The organism is Rhodanobacter thiooxydans (assembly GCF_021545845.1).
GTDB lineage: Bacteria > Pseudomonadota > Gammaproteobacteria > Xanthomonadales > Rhodanobacteraceae > Rhodanobacter.
In genome coordinates, this window is sequence record NZ_CP088924.1 from 161,203 (window position 1) to 180,183 (window position 18,981).

13 protein-coding genes are annotated in these 18,981 nt (G+C 64.5%); 2 read left to right on the forward strand and 11 right to left on the reverse strand.

From position 1 onward, the window contains the following. Positions 1 to 8 precede the first annotated feature (8 nt). Entirely contained in the window at positions 9 to 422 is a 414-nt protein-coding gene (locus LRK53_RS18855; protein ID WP_235642714.1) for a hypothetical protein, read from the reverse strand. A gap of 272 nt (positions 423 to 694) precedes the next feature. Between LRK53_RS18855 and LRK53_RS18860 the strand changes: the two genes are divergently transcribed. Next, entirely contained in the window at positions 695 to 961 is a 267-nt protein-coding gene (locus LRK53_RS18860; protein ID WP_235642715.1) for a hypothetical protein, read from the forward strand. 70 nt (positions 962 to 1,031) lie between these two features. Here LRK53_RS18860 and LRK53_RS18865 read toward each other — a convergent pair whose 3' ends face one another. The 10 genes from LRK53_RS18865 to LRK53_RS18910 all read right to left on the reverse strand — a co-directional run bounded on the left by LRK53_RS18865 (position 1,032) and on the right by LRK53_RS18910 (position 17,639). Continuing rightward, entirely contained in the window at positions 1,032 to 4,538 is a 3,507-nt protein-coding gene (locus tag LRK53_RS18865; RefSeq protein WP_235642716.1) for a conjugal transfer protein TraG N-terminal domain-containing protein, read from the reverse strand. Positions 4,539 to 4,546: 8 nt separating this feature from the next. Beyond that, positions 4,547 to 6,025, reverse strand: coding sequence for a conjugal transfer protein TraH (locus LRK53_RS18870; protein WP_235642717.1), 1,479 nt, complete (start codon positions 6,023 to 6,025; stop codon positions 4,547 to 4,549). Between the two features lie 3 nt (positions 6,026 to 6,028). After that, the gene (locus LRK53_RS18875) at positions 6,029 to 7,054 is read right to left on the reverse strand and encodes a conjugal transfer protein TraF (protein WP_235642718.1); all 1,026 of its coding nucleotides are present in this window, start codon (positions 7,052 to 7,054) and stop codon (positions 6,029 to 6,031) included. A gap of 57 nt (positions 7,055 to 7,111) precedes the next feature. Further along, positions 7,112 to 7,888: a hypothetical protein gene (locus LRK53_RS18880; protein WP_235642719.1), complete on the reverse strand. Its 777-nt coding sequence runs from the start codon at positions 7,886 to 7,888 to the stop codon at positions 7,112 to 7,114. Continuing rightward, positions 7,885 to 8,514: a hypothetical protein gene (locus LRK53_RS18885; RefSeq protein WP_235642720.1), complete on the reverse strand. Its 630-nt coding sequence runs from the start codon at positions 8,512 to 8,514 to the stop codon at positions 7,885 to 7,887. The genes LRK53_RS18880 and LRK53_RS18885 overlap by 4 nt, the downstream gene beginning before the upstream one ends. 427 nt (positions 8,515 to 8,941) lie before the next feature. Then, positions 8,942 to 10,954, reverse strand: a complete 2,013-nt coding sequence (locus LRK53_RS18890; RefSeq protein ID WP_235642721.1) for a hypothetical protein — start codon at positions 10,952 to 10,954, stop codon at positions 8,942 to 8,944. A 127-nt stretch (positions 10,955 to 11,081) separates the two neighbouring features. Beyond that, the gene (locus tag LRK53_RS18895) at positions 11,082 to 12,278 is read right to left on the reverse strand and encodes a helix-turn-helix domain-containing protein (RefSeq protein ID WP_235642722.1); all 1,197 of its coding nucleotides are present in this window, start codon (positions 12,276 to 12,278) and stop codon (positions 11,082 to 11,084) included. 1,140 nt (positions 12,279 to 13,418) lie between these two features. After that, positions 13,419 to 14,456: a ParB/RepB/Spo0J family partition protein gene (locus LRK53_RS18900; protein ID WP_235642723.1), complete on the reverse strand. Its 1,038-nt coding sequence runs from the start codon at positions 14,454 to 14,456 to the stop codon at positions 13,419 to 13,421. After that, positions 14,443 to 15,891, reverse strand: a complete 1,449-nt coding sequence (locus LRK53_RS18905) for a ParA family protein (RefSeq protein ID WP_235642724.1) — start codon at positions 15,889 to 15,891, stop codon at positions 14,443 to 14,445. The genes LRK53_RS18900 and LRK53_RS18905 overlap by 14 nt, the downstream gene beginning before the upstream one ends. A gap of 686 nt (positions 15,892 to 16,577) precedes the next feature. Next, complete coding sequence (locus tag LRK53_RS18910) at positions 16,578 to 17,639, reverse strand: ParM/StbA family protein (protein WP_235642725.1); 1,062 nt, start codon at positions 17,637 to 17,639, stop codon at positions 16,578 to 16,580. A gap of 506 nt (positions 17,640 to 18,145) precedes the next feature. Here LRK53_RS18910 and mobI point away from each other — a divergent pair. Further along, positions 18,146 to 18,742 (forward strand): conjugative transfer protein MobI(A/C), encoded by a 597-nt coding sequence (mobI, locus tag LRK53_RS18915; protein WP_235642726.1) that lies wholly within the window; start codon positions 18,146 to 18,148, stop codon positions 18,740 to 18,742. Positions 18,743 to 18,981 lie beyond the last annotated feature (239 nt).

Here is an 18,981-nt window from a genome sequence, read left to right on the forward strand (position 1 = left end):
GTGAAGACCTACACCGATGCGCGATCGGCGTGGGCAATCTCCCAGGCTTGCAGAGGCACCTCCTCTCGGAGGATCTCCGGCGGTAGGTCCACCGACACCTCCTTGGCGGGCTGCGCCTTGGCGGGCTCGGGTTCCGGAGCAACCGGAAAGCCTTCCGGCATGCCCAGCTTCAGAAACAGCTCCTTGCTCGAGAGCGGGAACTCGGTCATGGCGAAACCATCGGCCATGCCCAGTTTGGCGAATAGCGCGCGGCTGGACATCGGCTCCCAGCCTTCCGCAATCACATCCAGGATGGCGGTATTGCTGGTTTCGGGCAGCGGGGGTGGTGCAGCCTTGGAGCGGCGGAACGTCCCCTTCTTGCTGACGTAGAGGCCGAGGACAGCGAAGCTGATAAGGGTGAACAGATCGGACATAGGAACCATGTCAACTCTCCTGACGAAGATGATGAAAATGGTTCTTCCGCCATTTGGCGGGAAGAACCGCCAAATGGCGCGCACAAGGCAACGTGCGCTGATCGTGTGGCCTGTTTCGAGGAACAGGTGCGGCCGTTAAGTGGGCCTCGGCACTGAGCATCCCAAGGATGCGATACTGCAGGTCAGGCTACGGGGCTCCACTTCGCCTGTCAATTTGCAATCGACTTTTGGTTTCGCGATCTGCACGTACACTCCAAGCGTGCTTACAACACGGCCAAGCCATGAACATCTTCGACATCGCTACGGCACTGGGAGTCCTCGCCCTGGGGTACTTCGGCCTTCGGGCAATCCGGCGCGCCGTATTGCTGCGGAAGCATCGGGTTCCCGCGCTGCCGAAACGTGTGCTGCCCCCTCCCCTGCCCCAGGCCGCGCAGGCGACTCAGAATGCCAATAACGACGGTCTGGACCTCCTCGAGCTGGCGCGTATTCGGCAGTATGAGGCGCTCGGCGTTTCCGAGCAGTTCCGTCGCCCCGGGCATTGGCGCTAAGTAGCGCATACCAGCGCGTAGACCCAAGGAGCCCCGGTTCGCCACTAGGACGAGCCGGGGCCTCCACGGGTCACATGGGATTGGTGAGACCGTTGGGGTTGAGGCCCGCACGCGAGACCGCCGGTCCCAGATCACCGACACCGCCACCGATGTTCGCGTTGTTCGCCACACCTGCGTACTTCTGGAAGTAGAGCTTCTCGTTGTCAGACAGGCGACCGTACGCATCGTCGTACGCCTTCGCCATCGCCGGCGTGGCGCCGTGCTCGGAGTAGATGGTGTCAGCGACGGCCCGAGCTGTGATCAGATCGCTGCTCTGGTACGGACCATCGGATGCTTGCAGGGACGCCAGGCGCTCCTGGAAAGCTCCGTCGATTTGCGCGCCCCTCTCCGGGTCAGTGGCGGCAGCCAGCATGGTCGACTCGGTCGTCCCGTGGAAGGCCGTTAAGGATCCGCCGTATTCGGCCAGCTTGGTGAGTCCATAGGTCGCCGGGCCGCCGCCGCTGGCAGTCAGAACCGCGCCCATGTAGGCGGTGGAGCTCTCGTTGTACCCCTTCAAACCTTCCTCCACCTTCGATGCCGGTGCGCCACCTTCGGCCATGCGGGCGGCGGCAAGCGACGCGCCGATACTGAGCGGGGAATTGTTCTTCACGGCCTGCGCGACGGCGTTATAGCCTGACTTGAGCGAGCGGGAGAACCCGCCAGTGTCGTTCTCAAGTGCTCGCTCTGTGTTGGCCTCCCGTACGACTCGGCCTGCGTCGCGCTGGTCCTGAAGGTGATCATCGTGGTACCCATCCACCTGCTTCGTCAGCTCAGATCCGGACGGGTTCGCGCGGAACTCATCCAGGGCCGCCTTGCTGCCGAGCAGCCCATCGGCGTCGCTCATGCCTGACCGCTGAGCGACGTCAGCCTGAGCGCCGCCTGTGTCGCCGGCGAGGAACGGGGTCGCCCTACTGCGAATCTCGCCCTCGGTGACGCCCGAGCCCGGATTGGCGCGATTGACCGCGGCCGTAGCCTGGCCGGCTCTGACCCCACTGGCCAAGCCTTCGTTCGCGCGTGCGTCACCGGTCGCGGCGCTCATCACGCCACCGCCGAACGCACCGCCTGCGTATTGCAGCGACTGCATGAGCGCGAGCTGGCGAGCCCCTTCTGTGCCGGGCCTCAGGACGCCTTGATCGGGCAGGTCGGTGCCCTTCAATGCCAGCTGCGCCGCCTGGATCTTCCGCTCTTCCGCGTCGCTCGATCGCCACGGCGCGTTATCCACCATGTGCTGTGCATCGCGCATGGCGTCGGCACCCGCCAGCTCCTGTGCTTTGGCGATAACCTCGGCGCCGCGGTTGCTCTGCTTGATCCCGTGCGCGGCCTCCAAGCTGCCGAGCGACTGCCCCAAGGTAAACGACCCTCGGCTGGACACGGCCGTCTGGTAGGCCTCCTGCTTCTGCTCCATGTCGCTGCGCGCAGCCTGAAAGGCGGATGAGCCCATAACCGACTGGGTCGCCGTCGACCCATTGCTGGCCATCTGGTTGACCGAGTCGGTCGAGGCCTTGGCCAGTGTTGCGCTGAACGAACCTCCTCGACTGACTTCGTCCTTAACCGACTCAAGCAGCGAACGAGCGTCTTTCTCGGAGAAGCTCGAACTCCCGCTGGCACCGGCGCCCACGTTCAAACCCAACCCCTTGGCCGCAGAAAGACCTGCCTCGACACCACCGCTGGCAGAGACCGCCATCACCGCAGCCCAGGCAGCCTCTTGGTTTGCACCGATGGTCATGCCCTGGCCCTTGATGAAGTCGGCCGCCTCCTTCTGGCTCTGCGTGGCGGTGGAGGAGATAGCCGAGCCACCGGAGACGTTGACACCCTCGTTGTTGGCGATACCCGCCTGCAACGCCTTGCCGTTTTGCGCAGTCATCGTGCGCGACGCCGACTGTAGGGCGCTGCTAGTGGAGCTGACCGCAGCCTCGCTCACCTCGCTGCCGCTGAAGGTCGGCTGGATACCGCCGGCGCCAGTCACGTGGGTGCCGGCGGTCTGGCTGTGCGTCTGCATCGACTTCATTTCCATCACCGGCGCCTCCTTGGCGACGTCGGGGGTGGTCAGCTTCTCGTTGCTGAACTCTGCGCCCTGCAGTCGGCCCGAGAGCGAAGTGGCAGCGACGGCGCCGCCGAAAATCAGCATCATGGTGATGGCCGGCGTAGCGGCAGCGATCGTCGAGCCGGTGGCAATCCAGTTCACGATCTGGTGCTGAAGGTTGGCTGCGCCAGCCAGGCTCGTCATCGATAGCGGTGTCGCACCGGGCGGCACCTGCGACATCGCCGCGACGGAATGCTCGACCATGGTCATCTGGAACAGGTTCACCACGGCCAGCACCGGCTGCCACAGCGCCACCCAGATCGTCAGGATCATGTACTGACCCATCTTGCGGATGCCCCAGGGACCGAGGCCGACCATCAGTGCCATGAACGGCGCCATGGCGTAGATCATCGATTCGAAGAACGCCGCCGTTGGACGCATGACCTGGCGGAACATGCTCTCATCCGCCCCCCATTGCGTGGCGCGCTGTTCGGTGCCTTGGTTGATCATCACCTGGGACATGACGTCGAGGCCGGACGGGTCGCTGCCCTTGCGCAGGGCCATCGTCCAGATTGCGTTAACCGCAGACGCCGCCATGTAATCGGCCGCCTTGTCACCAGAGATCCCGATGTCGGCGAAGGCGTCCATCATCTGGGTGTCGGCGGGGACACCGGGCGCGAGACGCTTCATCCGCGGCGCGGCTGCGTTGGCAAACGAGGCAAACAGCGCATTGCCATGTGCGTCAGCCGCGAGGGCCGTCATCGCGCTGGCGCAGTCCTTGCCGCCGATCGTGCCGTCCGCGTTCTGCCACTTGGTGGTCACGTACATGTTGTTGTAGCCAATACCACCGCCGCTGGTACTGCCCATCTGAAAGGGATCAGATGCCTGGAAGGCACGCGGTAAATCGATGAGCCCATTGTCGGCACCGACCAGGGTGCAGTTGGCCACGTAGTCGGTGACATTGCGCTTGAATCGCGAGACGACATCGTTCGCGCCGGCGCCAGCAAACTCCGGCAGCTCCCAATTTCGCACGGCGTTGATCCATTCCAGGCTCCGCCCAAAGCCGCTCACGCCGTTCTCGTCCGTCGCCCCGCCGGGCAAGCCGTAGCCCTGGCTCATCTTCTCGGAGAGGGTGAGTCCAACCTTTGAAATGAGGCTGCCGGCGACAGCGAGGCCAAATGGTACGTTGTCCACCGCGTACGCAGCGTTCTGGACCGAGCCCGGCGCCCCACCCAGATCCTCGATTACCACGTTGGTCTTTGCCCCGAAGAAGACGGCAAAAAGCATGAAGGACATCAGAAGCGATCCAATCTCGAGCTTCTGTCCATTTGCGACCAGGTGCTGGAAGGCGATCATCAGCAGCCCCAGCATCATGCCCAGCGCGCCGAGCGCCAGGAATAGTCCACTGTTGGACATCGCAGCGACGCCATCCAACACGCGCTTCATGAACAGGCCGTCGCCGACGGAGTAGATCGTCCAGGTGCCGCCGACATTGTGAAAGAGGGGAATGAGCATGACTGTCCTTAGTTCAACGAGCCGATCGGGCGCTGAATCGGGTCGCGCTTCTCGACCACCGAGTTCAGGTTGACGAAGTAGTCGAAGACGGCGCTCCGACCCTGAGCCTTGCGGTAGTACTCGGACAGCTGATCCCGGTTACGGTCCATGGCCTCGCCGATCAGCTTGCGTACCTCCGACGTGTCGGCACCGTCGCGGCGTGACAGGGCGGTCAGCGCGGCATCGATGTTCACAAACACGATGTTGCGGACCAGCTCGGCGGCAATGAGGTCGTCAAACTGCTGGACATAGAGCTTGGCCGCCGCCGGCGACTTCTTGGCGAGATTCACCGCCATCTGGCTGTATGCGCCGCCACCGGTCATGAAGGCCTGCTCCATCGCGGTGGGCGCGCGATCGCCGCGAGCAATCGCGTCGATCATGCCGCCGCTGCTGTCGGCGCCCGTCCCGAGAAACACCTCGCGGATGCGCTGGCGCATGCCGACGAAATTCGGGTAGTCCTTGACCACGACCTCATTGCAGCCCTTCGGCTCATACGCGTTCTGGCCCGCGCAGGTCATCCGCTTCACGGCTCGATTGCCCTGTGACCCCTCGACCAGCTCTTCAAGCGTGAGCGTGGGCTGGAGCGTGCGCTGCACGAGGCGGCCATCCTGATCTTTCGTCTCGGTGCCGGTTTTGGATACGAGACAGTCAGGGCCGGAGCTCCCCGGCTGCTTGGGCATACACACGATGATCGTGCCCGTAAGGGACATGATGTCCTCAAGCAGTTCGTGGGAGGTGTCACCGAACCACAGCCCGGTGTTCTGGGCGGCCATGGACTGCCAGACGATGTTGCCGGACACGATCTGGTCGTAGATCTGCGGCGACTTCCTGAGCACGTCCAACAGCGGCGTTGAGCTGCCGCCCTGGTTCTTGGCCGCCTGTCGGTCGTCGGCCCAACCCATCGTGTCGCGGATGCCAGCGCCCGACTTGTCGATCGCGCTGGCGATCGAGTTGTCGCCCCCCGCCTGGATCAGTGCCTGGCCAACCTCGCAGCTGTTGATGTTGCTGGAGGTAAGGGAGTTCATGGTGTCCTGCATGGTCGCCATCATCTTTTCGCAGGAGGGGCACATGCTGGCCAGCGCCAGCTTGAAGGCGTAGCCGACAGCCGCCGACGCAATGGACCGCAGCGCCTGAACCACCTGTTGCTTGGAGATGAAGCTGAAGCTGCCCATGAAGGCATCGATGCCTCCACACCCGACCGAGACGCTGGGCGCGTTCATCGACAGGAGCTGGACGTTCATCATCCGGTTCTTGGCAACGAAAGAGCCGCCGGTGATCACGCCGCGGCGAGCACCCATGACCACCTTGGGGTCAGTGGTGTTGGTCATCGAGTCGAAGATGTTCTTCGACTGCTTGGCTACGCCGATGTCCTGGGCCGCAACGGGCGGCAAGCTCCCTCCGGCGAACGTCAGGAGCGACAAGAGGAGGATCAGGTGAAGTCTGCGCATCGGTTATTCCTTGTCCGTCCACGGCGTTGAGTTGGTGGTGGCAGCCTCATTGATCGCCCGCAGGTCCCCGGCCGCCTCTGTGGCGCCGTGCGTCCCGGCAGCCCGTAGCGCCTCTAACACCTGGGCCGGATCATTGGGATCGGTGATCGTCGCCGGGTCGAACGTCGTCGTGAGAAAGCGCTGCGGCGTGCCGCGCATTGCGCTTTGGTAGTCGGCCTCGTCGATCCAGTTCTGCTCCCGCGCGATCTCCACGATGCGGCGCTGCAGGTCCGGCAGCGACCTCAAACCGACAGCGAGGCTGGCCACCTTCTGCGTGCCCGGATGGACCAGGAATATCGTGGGCGTGCTGGTGACGTTGAGGTAGGCCCCCTGCCCCGCATCCGGAACCCAATCTCCAAAGCTCCCATCCTGCATCGGCTGGTGATCGAGGCTGATTGGCAGGATCGATATGCCCGTGTCCCGCTGGAGGAAACCGAGCAGCGGGTTCTCTCTGTGGCAGTACGGACAGTCGCTTCGGAAGAAGTACCAGAGAGACGTCTGGCTCGCGATCTTCTTCAAGACCGCCTGCATGCTGGCCTCGCGTTGGTCGCCCATTTCGCGCAACGCGAAGGTCGAGGTCGGGTTGCTGATCGTTTCGTCCAGTGATGGATTCGCTGTCATGGTGCGGATGTAGGCGTTCGCGAACACCTCCGACTTATCCATGGCGAGCTTCTGCACGTAGGCGTACAGCTCCATTTTCGCCTTGTCGGTCGGGTCGTCGATCGCCTCTTCGCGGATCCGGTCGATGTTCGCGGCGATCCAGGCAGCGGACCCCACCTTGGGTGGCTTCGGGGCGGCGGCGGAGGCCGAACCCGTCGGCTTCTTCGGAGGCGGCTTCGGCGGCTCAGGTTTCGGATCGTGGTAGAAAAACCACCCGCGCTCAGGCGGCGCGGAAGTGCTCGGCGCACTGCGTGGGGCATCCTGGGCTGATGCCGGGCTCAGGCCAGCAAGGGCCAGGAGAACCAAGAGGACAGTGGAATGTGCGCGCATTCCCGCATGCTAGGGGGGCGCACGCGGGCACGAAGCGGGAAACGGGCCTGTCTGGACCTATCCTTTCCCGGACGTCCTTATCGGCGGATTGGGCAGGGCGGGCAGTGCCGCACGCAACCGCTGCCGCCGCTCGTGAAGGTCGGCCGTTAGCGTTGGGATGACCGTTTTGGTCGACGTGCGCACGCGCGCCCCGACCACAACGGCTTCCGTTCCACCGGTGCGAACAATCTCGGTAGACGACGCAGCGATGCGGCAGAGGGGACAAGACCGGTCCGACTCATTGATACGAGAACCGGCCGCGCTCTCGCCACCGGCGGGCACGACATGGCGGGTATGGCACGCGGTACACGTGACCAGGGCAAGCGTGCCGTCCTGCAGGTGGATGGCGGCTTCGACCATCCGCTCCCAATCCAGGTCGCGTTGCGACGGAAGACAGGCGCAAAGGGAACGAATGGCGTCCAGCACGTGGACGGATAGCAATCTGGGCGCCGGGTTAAGCGCGAGCTGCCGCTCGATCATCACAAGGAACGCCGACGTCTGCTGCTGGCTGAACGCGGTCCTGAAGATGTCATCGAGACTCGTCTTGCGCCGACCCGTTTTCGCATTCCCGACGGCCTTTGCAATCCGGGTGGCGTTGCTCAGCGGCAAGCCGGTCAATTCGGCGACCAGGCTCGCGCGAATGCCGAGCACCGCCAGATCTTCAGCCTGCTGCACGTAGTTGGCGGGATGGTAGCCCGCAAGCGACTTCGCTTGGAGCACCGTGAGCATGATTGCTGGGTCGGCCATCGACTTGGCGACCAGGCGTCGTGAACGCAGCGGGCGGCTGTTACTCATCGTTGAAGCACCGGCGAAGACGGGGGCACGTGGCAGATCGCGGCCATGCCGGCGACGGCGAGGCGGCGAGGTTCTGTAGCGCCCTGCCCTTCCAGGCCGACGGCGAGCTCAAACGCCGGTGATTCCTTCAGACGCATCGCAATAGGATAACGCGAAAGCGCGCGAATCTCCGGGAGGCGCAGGCGCCCCAGTCGGACAACCAGCGCCCTGTCCGTAAACCCAAAGACAGAAGCCGCGGCCATCGGATAGCGCTCCGCCTCGTAACGCACCAGCGTCCAGAATTGCTGCTGTAGGAACTCCAGCTCCCGGGCATAGGCGGGGTTATCCGCGAAGTACGGGTGAACGTTGGCGACCGTGGTCACCGGTGACTTCCCCGCCTCAATCGACGCGATCGCGTCTGCAACGTCGCCCTCATCCGCACGAAACGGGCAACCGAACTCGGCGAGGAGCCTTCGGATGGCTGACTGGTCGAGGCGCTCAAGAACGTAGAGCAGTCGAGCATTGCTTAGGCGGCAAACGCTTTGGGTAGCTTCCGGCGCGACGCTGGTAAGGCGGCGGACGAATGCCATCGCGCTCTCGCCATAGCTGACGAGGTCCTGAAAAAAAACCGAGTCCGTTTTGCTCATAGTTCCCTGATCGCTCGATGTAAGCAGCATGCTTTGGGGCCGGCTCAGAGTCGGCGTCCTCAGGCAGGAAGCTAGCACCACCGCGCAGGCTCCCCAAGCGTGGTCGCGGACGTATCTGCATGCGCGCGGCGGAGGAAACCCTTGCCAACGAGGCGAGCCGATTGCCCAGTGGGAGACGGCCGCATCTGGGCATGGCGCGCATTAAGCCATCCGTGACCGCACCTAGATCGGCCGGCGGCGCAGAAACTTCAGTCGACGGTTTGCCGGGTCCGTTGGCGCGCCCTGTCAATCGCACACGGGAGCTGCCGTTGACTGCGGGCGTTCGGTGGAGCGCACCTCACTTCGGCGATCCATACGGTGTGGTCGCCTGCCATGATGCCTTAGGTATGTCCGTCATGAGTGCCAGTCGGCTTTTGCGACGACGGCGTCATATGCCCAGTGCCTCCATTGCGTTATGTGGCCACCAAAGCTCATCACGCACTCGGCTCATCGACAGGTAGATCGCACGCACTTTGCGGTCCTGGTTGCCGACGTATGGGCCGCTCGAATCGGTGGTGAAGCAGCACGGCGACATGAACACCACGCTCGATTCGATATTTCTCGTGTGTTCTAGGAGCCCAAGCGTGACGCGGTCTTGTCCACCCTGCTTCGCGACGGCGTTTGCCTCCGCGATGGATTTCGCGAGCTGCGAGGCCTCTTCAAACCCGAAGCCCTGCGCGAACAGCCGGCGCACCTTATCCTGGCCGACTGCTGCAAGGTGCTCCTCGAGTGCGTCGCGGGTCGTGATCCCAGCCAGCTCACGCCGCCGCGGTCTGTCACCAAACTTCCAGAGCGCCAGCGCGTCAGTGAGGACTTTTTGCAGCGCGCCGAAGGATGGCTCGAGCATCGCGAAGGGCTTCCCGCTATCGCGCAAACGCATCGCGTCTGCGAACAACTGCCAGATCGACCCGTATACCCTCAAACCCGCATCCCGCACTTCGTCTCGGTTGGCGTAGGGGCGCACTCTGGTCTCGTGCTCTTTCGTGCCGCGAATGTCGTCGTCGACTAACGACTCACTATGTTTGCGGAGTACCGCCTGGATGGCAGGTATTGCTTGCTCCCCAGTGCGCACCGACTGCGCCATCGTGGCGCGTTTCATACGCTCGGTGCTGTGCTGAGCGCCTTCAAGACGCTGATAGGGGTCGCCCATCATCAACATGCCCCCCGAGTACTCGCCAAGCAACTGCTGCCACGGCGCGGAGAGATCGTGCCCCTCGTCGATCACGAGGTAGCCCATCGGAGGGATCTTGGCCCCGCGCAACGCAAGCCACTTTGCCAAGTGATACTCCCAGATCGCGAAGGGTCGGGGCGCGTTTGCTTGAGTCGGCTCGAACATCGCGGACCACAGGCGCTCGGCTAGAGCGGCCAGCACCGGAAGATCAGCGGCGGCGTATCCCTTGGTCACGAACAGGCTGGGGCTGATTGCCTGGTCCGGTCTCCACGCGAATGACTTAATGGCCCGAATCAGGTCGCCCATCACGACAGCCGGTGGCTTTCCCCCTACACCGCCGCGATCGATACCGATTTCGTCAGCCTGTTGGGCCAACGACAGATGACCTGGTCCGATTCGTGGAGGTACGTAGCGCGAACCGAGCTGGCCTCGAAATTGATCAGCAGCCATCCGCGTGGCGATCTGACCGAGCGTCACGCTCACCACGTCCCGTAGACCGGTCCGCACCTTAAATGCTTCGCGGTCATCGGCTCGGAGCAACACGTGCGTCAAGCCCCCAAGTGACTCGTGGAGCGTCGTGAGAAGGTGGGTTTTGCCGGTGCCGGCGTAGCCCTGCAGATCAATGTGCTCTTCCGGCGACGCGGCCACGATGGTGAAAATGCGAGCTTGGTCGCTTGTGGATCGGACACGAACAGTCGTTCTCGCCGGGGCCCGGGCGTCGTCCGCGTCGGTCAGGCCGCTGCTGAGGTTAAAACGCGCCGCTACATCTAGCCCTACCCTGTCCGCGTGGAACGCGAAGGGGGTGACAGTGGTTCGGCATCGCTCCTGGAAAATGGGATGGAAGCGGCCACTGGGCCCGCGCCAAAATGCCTGCTCCATGGCCTCATCACTGGCCAGGATCAGTCCGGCTTCGAGGAGCTGCTCGGCGAGGTTGTCGATCAGGGGCTGACCGTGGTTTCGCCGCATCTCACGAAGCGCGTCGCCCGTCTCTGCTTCGGGCTGCTCTAGGAATAGAGCCTCCGCCTCGCTAAGCGCCTGGCAAACCTGCGTGACTGATGCGACGCCACGTCCGTGGAACATCAGCAGGGTGATCAGCGCGGCTCGCTCGATCGGGAGATCTGGCAGCGCTGCCTCCTCGAGGAACGCGCGAGTGACCCGTTCCGTGACAGGGAGGTAGACCGCGATGCGCTCGGCGTTCGCTGCTTGGCGCTGCTGTGGGCTTGAGTTCATGGGTTTGCTCTTGCTCCTGGAAATAATCACCCAACCAACCACGACCGCTGCCCTACCCTGGCCTCTCGCGCACGCGCACGCGAGGTGTTGGTTCTTGAAGATAAGGGTTCGTTTTGAGAACCCTGTTTTAGTGCACAATGGGGTGTGCATGGCCCTCCCGATGTGCCGTCGCCCCCAAGAGGCTGCGCAACGTGATGCCAGACCATTCGGATCGGTCGCTCGACCAGCCTCGCGGCTCACTCCAGCGTTTCGATTCGACGAGGCGAACACCGGCGCGGACGCCGGCGAGTACATTGCCCTGGCCCAGACCCTTGGTAGCGACCTGATACGCGATCTGGTCAGACAGCGCAAAGGCTTGCGCTTTGGATCCGGTGATCGCTTGGAGGCGCTGAAGGGACTGCGTCAGAGCAGCGGCGAGATCAGGGCTCGCCGTCAGCTTCGCCTGCCGAGCGTGAGCGACGGCCCTCCTTGGGGCCGGCTTCTCCTCCTTGGGGAACAAGGCGCGGAAATGTTCCACCTCACGATCGGTCAGACCCCACGCTAGGTCGAGCGGAACGTCCGCGTAGCTCTTGGCCTGCATGGCGCGCATGCGGGCTTCGGAGGGTACCTTGGCGGCCATAGAGTCGTTGATGGCTTTGTCGAACAGGAACGGGGCTGCTTTGCCTTCGGTACCGTCCTTTGGCGATTCCGCGCGGACCGGCTGGGCCGGCTGGGCCGATGTAGCGTCGGGGGCTTCGGGCAGCACTTCGTGGTGGGCTTCGGGAATACTGTACTGAACGGTACACGAACCAGCGGCAGGGAAGGATGGCGCCGCGCACACCTCTGGATGGCCGGCCATGCTGTCGACGCCGCCGTGTCCTCCTGAGGGCCGAATATCGGCACCGTCACCGCCAAGGGGCCGGTCGGGCCCAGTTGAGCTCTCGGGGCTGCCCGGTGTCTTGCCGTCTACCAGCAGCGCGGCGGCGCCCGTGAGGCGCGTCCGAGTCGGCGCGCCGCGGTGTTTGACGGCGATACGCTTGACGAGACCTGCCGATTCCAGGCCCGAGTAGGCGGCACTGACCGCGTTGCGGTGGACGCCAAGTTGCTCAGCAACGGCAGCAACGGGCATTGCCTCAGTGGAGCTACCGCGACGAATCATGCGGGCGAGTGTGTTGAGCGCCACGCGCATCGCTGTTGCCGAGAGATTGGCGCGTGCCAGCTCGTCGCATAGTGCCGCGACGTGGGCGCGGTACTGCAGACGATTCTGCCGGCGCTCGGCGGATTTGAAGTGGACAAACGGGATGTTGCGGGCGTAGCCAGCCGACTCATGTGCGTGAGCGTGCATGGGGTTCTCCTAAATGCAGAGACAAAACGGCCCCTTGACAGCGCTGTGCCCGCAATTAAGATCGTGACTGCGACATCACTTGATTGCGTGGATTAGCGCTATCTGACAGAAAGCTCACCGTTGGCGCGGTGGGCTTTTTGCTTTCTGGGGATAGCCAGTTGTGAGCGGGCAGGTCGCTACGTCATGGCTGGTCCTCCCGCGTCAGGTCTGAGTTGTTCGTTCGCCCGCGAGTGACCCGGCCCGGGTCATAGATCCACCAGGCCAGCGGTCCGTAGAAGCCGGCGCTCTTTGCGCGCGCTCCGGCGTCACCCGAGCGGCGGCATGCAAGCCCACCCGACTCACTGACCCGGCCCGGGTCAGTCGTCCTCGCGCACGGTTGCAGCGACCCGGCGCGGGTCAGCTCAGCGAGAAAGCCGATCGTGGCCACCTCGAACAGCCGCCGGGATGCGTGCTGGTTCAAGCCTGGTGCCGAAGCGCGAGGGGAGAGTGACCCGGCCCGGGTCAGCGGCAAGACCGATGCCCAGCGAGAGCCCGTCCTCTGTCGTTTGGCGTTGTCCGCGCGTGCCCGGTAGGTGCCGACCCGGCCCGGGTCAGTCATCCCGACGCAGGGTTGCATTGACCCGGCCTGGGTCAGTTGCTGGCGCAAGGCCGTCAGTAGCCATTCGGGCAGCCGCAGCGAGGCGTGCAGGGTCGACCCAGGCCACGAAGCGCATGCAGTGAGTGACCCGGCCCGGGTCAGCGGCAAAGCAGGCAGCCAACCCGAGCATGTCCTCGAAAGGCTGGGGGTGGCCGCACGTTGACTGTGGACGCTGACCCGGCTCGGGTCAGTGCCGCGGGACAGCGGATAGGTGCGACGCTGGGGTAGGGGCGGGGTGTAGATCTCAGGGCAATCGCCGCGCGTGACCCGGCCCGGGTCAGCCGACGGCCATCCTGACTGCCGAGGGGCAAAGCCCCCAACATGTCGCGCGACACCGCGGCGAGGGCAAGGAACGGAAGCGGCCCGGCTTAGCCGGAAGGCCGAATCCGGGCCACCTGACTCACCGGGGGCCGTTGGGCTCCGATTCTCCATCCCCAACAACGCCGAAGGCCCGGATTTCTCCGGGCCTTCGTGGGGTGTTGCGAGAGGGTAGGGCAGGAGCCTCACCGAGGCGTCCCCTCGTGTGCACTGTGGTAGTCCGCGATCAGCTTCTTCAGCTGCTCCACCAGCTCGTCCGGCGCGTCCTTGTAGAGGACGATCGCCTTGCGGTCGTGGATCATCCTTACGGATGCGAGGGCCTTACCCGCAGTCGCCACGATAGACGCGCTGCTGTTGATGCCGGTGAGGCGCTTGTATACGTCGGTGGGCTTGAGGTTGTCCCGAGCCCGGAGGCTTTGAGCTTCCTCGGCCACTGCCGCCGCGTTGCGGCCGCAGGCGTCGAGCAGGGGCTTGATCCAGTTGGAGCGGATCGCCCGGGGATCACGAAAGGCCGAGATCACAATCTCCGGCAGCTCGCCGTATGCGATTAGGCGCTGCAGGACAGCGAAGGGCTCATTCAGCGCCTCGGCCATCTTTCGCATACTGGGGAACTTGCCTTCCTTGAGGAGGAGGGCGTAGTGCCGACCTTTCTCGAAGTGGGATAGATCCTTGCGCCCCTTGTTCTCCGTGACCATCGACACGACCAGCTGCTCGTCCGACAGCTCGCGGACAAAGCAGAAGAAGTCGAGGCCGGCGGTCAGGCATGCGCGATGCCGGCGATGGCCGGCGGCAAGCTCGTAGTCGAAGTCCGGGTCGCCCTGGATGGGGCGGACTATGCCTGGCTCCGAATTACCACCGGTGCTTTTAATCTCATCCACAAAGGCGAGGAATTCCTCGTCTTCGAAGGCCTTGGGATGGCGGTCAGCGTAGGCGCTGGGGCGCACCCGCGCCGGGTCCACCTTGATGGCAACGTCGCCCGAGGCAAACTTCGCCTTCAGTTCATCGGCTTCGTGTCGCGCGACCGCGGCTTCCCGCTGGGCTTCTTCGAGCTGCGCATCGAGCGACTTGTTGCCCGTATCCAGTACCTTGCCGACGAACCCGGTGACCCGCGGGGACGCAGGGCTAGGCGCTGCGGCGGGCTCGACGGCGGGATCTGCGTTGCGCTTCGCGGCGGCATTAAGAATGCCATCTACAAGCGCGCTGGTCTTCTTACCCGCGGCCATGACTCACCTCCAATGCAGCGTCCTCGGGGTGGGGCGTGCCGGCGGCTATGCCCGCAGCAGCCTCGCGCGCCAAGCGCTCCAGCTCCAGCATTTCGGCGACCACCGCCGGATCCTCCTTAGCGAAACCGGAAGCCCACGCGGCACGGATGGCATTGACGACCTTACCGCCCAGTTCGGCATACGCCAGGCGTGCCTGGCGCAGCCCGCGGCTATCAACATCGCTCGGTGTTGCCTCCCAGACGGACATCTGGCGCGCGAGGGCATTGGGAATCGCAGTGGTGTCAGGGATGCCAGCCTCGCTGAGGTGCCGCCCGAACGCTTCCTTCGAAAGGCTCTGAATCACCTCGGAGGACTGGCTGCGGTTCTTCACGCGGTTGTGCACGAACATCACTGGTGCCCACTGGCGCTCGGGGTCGCCGGCGCGGTTGGCCAGGCTCTGGAGGCCAGAGCTGGCCATCGCGCAGAATGCGGCCGTTGCCTTGAAGTCAGGGGAGGCCGGTGGCACCGGAATGATCATGCCGTCGGCCGCCCACATCGTGGCCAGCGCGGCAAATGAAAAGGCAGGGGCTCCGTCGATCAGCACGATGTCGTAGTTGTGCTCCACCGTGCGAATCGCGCGATCGACGCAGGCGTAGAAATCCCGGGCTGCCGGCAGCCGCTCCATGAAGGCTGCAGTGATGTCGAAGTCCGCACCGATCATCTCCAGGTTCGCCGGCACGATGTCGAGCCCATCGATGTGGGTCTTGAGCGGCGACAGGGTGATCTGGTTGAACAGGTCCTGCGAGCTGACGCTGTTGAGCGCCGGCAACAGGGTGTGCTGCGGATCCACGTCCTCGGGGGAGAAGCCGAACATGGTGGAAAGCGAACCCTGTGGGTCCGCGTCGATCACCAGGGTGCGCCAGCCATACAGGGCGAAGAAGCCCGCGAGGTTGAAGCATGTCGACGTCTTGGTGGAGCCACCCTTGAAATTGAAGCAGCCAAGGCGGATCGCACGCGAGCCTTTAGGGCGTCGCGGCGCCACGCCCAGCTCTTGCATCATCCGGTGCATTTCCGCGAGTGTCAGCGGAAGCTGCGGCAGGGTTCCCTTGGTTTCGGCGGCAGGATCGTAGGACTCAAGCGTATGCTTGTTCGCACGGCGCCACTCACGCACCTGGCGGTCGTTCAGTCCGGTGATCTCGAGTAGGTCGGACGTGCGGAAGTTACGAAATGACCGGTTTTCAGCGGTGCCCGCCACTTCAGCGTACGCCGCCGACATTCGGTTGATCGCGTCAGCGATGTCGCTCAAAGCCGATGCGGTCATCGGCAAGGCGAGGGCTGCCGCGTGAGGAGAGTTCGGAGCCATGGGTACCCGAATGGTGCGTGTGTGGAGATGCTTATACGCCGCGAAATGGCTCTGTGCAACGTTTTCGGCGAGCCGGGCAAAAAAACGCGGCATGGGCAAAAAATCGCGACATGAACGATATGCCGCGACAACGCGGTTTAAGCCCCTCGCCCGCCCGGCTGGATGAGCGCAGTGAGCCCCCAAGCGCGCCGGAGGTCCGACCACCCTCGGTATGGCGGTGGCGATCGCCGCTAGCGCGACTGCACCGCGGATCCTTTCGTCAGTGGCGCTTAAAAGCGCTGGCATAGCGGGTCCTCATCGTGATTCGGTCAAAAATGTGGGCGGCCGATGCAGCCAGGGCCCGGCGCTGTAACCGTTGGCCACAGCGGCCTTATGACGTCCCGAGGTCGTTGTCCTTGGACGATCGCCCGGGTCGCCTCTGGATCAAACCTCTTCCATGGAGGCCAGCAGCTCGTCGAGTCCCGCTCCGCCTGTGTCCTCAGGCACGGCCGGCACGCGCGGGAACGCCCCAGAGAGTGGGGCGCCTGCGCCAGGCGAGGGCGGGGGCGCGACGTGCGTAGGAAGTACGAGCTGACCATCAGGCCTGCGCCCTTCCAAGTGGGCGCCTCGGGCTTCCACCAGCAGCCCAAGCCGCGCCAAATACTTCAGTCGCGCCCCGCGACTGCGAGCCTGGAAGCGGTCCAGCTCATTCAGCAGCTCGCCATCGCGGCCATCTCGATCCCAGTAGACAATCGTCCGCGGGCGGGGCCGTAGTTCCTTGACCACGGTGCGCGCCATGGTCACGCCCGCTTCTGCTTGCCGACAGCCGCCTGCCGAATGGCTGCCTGGTGCGCCCGGCGGGCCAGCCACAGATAGCCCTGGGCATTCGCCATGACGGGATCAGCGGTCATCCGGACGTCCGAGGCGCGGAAGCTCAACCGGGCAGCGGGCTCGAATAGGCCTGCGCCCCCGCCCGTCAAGATCACGGAGTCGATGACGTCGCCAAGATCGCGCACCGAGGCCAGGACCGCCGACATGACTTGCCGCGACACGACGGCCGCGGCCTGATCGATGTACTGGCGATACGCAACCGTATGGACGCCCAGCCTGAGCTGCTCCTGGCCGGAGCGAAATGCAGCCTCGAGGCGGTTAACACTGACCTGCGCGCCGTCGTGGTTCTCTGAGATCTGGCGCGCGGCCAGCTCCAGGATGCGCCCGGTGGCCGCTGGATTCGTCTGCGCGGTTCCCCCGCGCACGGAGCCGCCCTGCATGAGCACCCAGTCCACCGAGTAGAACCCGACGTCGATGACCAGAACCGTACGGCCGTCGTCCAGGGTCGCCTGGTCATGGAAGACCGAGGCATAGGTACCCATGGGCTGGGCCATGACGAACACCCGGTCCACCCTGACCGTTCGAGTAGGAGAGATGCGGTGCTCGCCCTTCAGGCGCTCACCCAGCCGCTGCCGAATCATTTTGCTGTCCGGACCGTCGTACTGATCGCACGGGAGCCCCGTGACGAGGATTCCCACGTGGTCGTAGCCCAGGCGGGCCAGCGCGGCGTAGTACAGGGCCAGATACTCCGGCGACGTGATGTAGGAGCGATCCGCTTGGCGGGTAAAGCCCTGCAGGATCATGGGATCCGTGCCCCCCACCCACGGGAGCCCCTGGATCGTGACCGCCTCGCCGCCCCTCAGGTCCGGCTCATTGTTCAGCAGGGTAGGCGCCTGATCGAGGGGCGCGGCGCCCACGGGCAGCTTGACCACGTCGACCGACTCGGTTCCCAGAACCATGCCGCAGGCCTTCAAATTCCCATAGCCGACGTCCAAACCCACCAGCGAACTCGACGTGGTGCAGATTTCCATGCTTGCTCCTTGATTCCAAGTTATTGAACTTACGGCGATAACCAGCGAGCGACCGAGGCGGCGCGCGGTCGATGGTGCAGATTCCGCCCCATGGACCGTCGACTGCCCCAGATGGAGTCGTGATCTGCACCACCGACGGCCGGACAACCCAGCCAAACGGCGTCAGATCGCGATCCGACGCGCATTAGAATCTGCACCAGGGGAATTGGGCCGGCGAAAGGGGGCCGCTGGAGGGGGCCGTTACGGCCGAGCGCATCCTCGACCGAGGCACGCACCAGCCCTTGGCGTCCCCCGCGGGCGGCGTCGAGATCTGGCGGGATCGGTGGTCCTACGACGCGATGGCGGACAGGTTCGCGGGATCAGCATGTAGCGAACCCCCATGGGGAACGCCCCCCGTTCCCCATGTCTGTCATGGGGAACGCTGCAGACGCCCATGACCGAAACGGACGGTCGAAACGGCAGCGTTTCGCCTGAGTGGGGAAACCGCCTTTCCCCATGATAGATAGATGAATGGGAACACGCCCCAAAACCAGCACCTAACAATCTCTTCCGTCGAAGCCAGCCAAGGGCTCGACGAGCTTCGGGCCATCGCATCCCACCTTCAGCTCGCCGAGGCATTGGTCGAGGCCGAAGCAACGGCCTTGATGACGGCCTTCCGAGAGGCACGACTCGAACTGAGAAACCAGGCCGCAGTCCAGCAGCCAGGGGAGGCGGTTGACACCAAGGCGGGCAAATACTCGCCGCTCAATCTCGGGGTCAGGGCGCACAAGGGTGGGCTGGAGATCTACTGGTTCACCCAGAACAAGGCCGCGACGGGTAGGACCGCATATCGGTACTTGCCACTGGGGCGAGGCGGGCGGGCGGGGCACGGGTACCAGCTGCCCGGGCTGCTGGCCCATGCCAGGCCGTATGAGCGTGACTTGGTTCGAGAAACCGAGGGACGGGCAACCGCGCTCCGCGCCCGGCGAGCCGCCCTTGTTGATCTGCGCCGATCCGCCCAGCGACTCGTGAAGCAGTACGAGGAGCAAGTGAGCCGGGACCAGGCCCAGCCGGACAGGCATGTTGGCGCGGACCCGTTTGGTGCCGTCCAGCTCCCGGGGTAAACCTGAGCCACACCGCAGGACGCCCAGGAGCCCATGGATTCACACACCCACATTCAACCGCCCGTACAGCCGCCGGGTAGTGCCCCGCCCGCCGCATGGTCTGCCGTGGCGCATTACCTCGCGCATCAGCGAGGCCACCACATCCCGCTTGCCGCCCTGCTCCGGGCGCCGTGGCGCTGCCTGTTGAACCTCAAGGCAGGCCACGTCGACCGCGGCACTGCCAGCGCAACGGTCCGGAC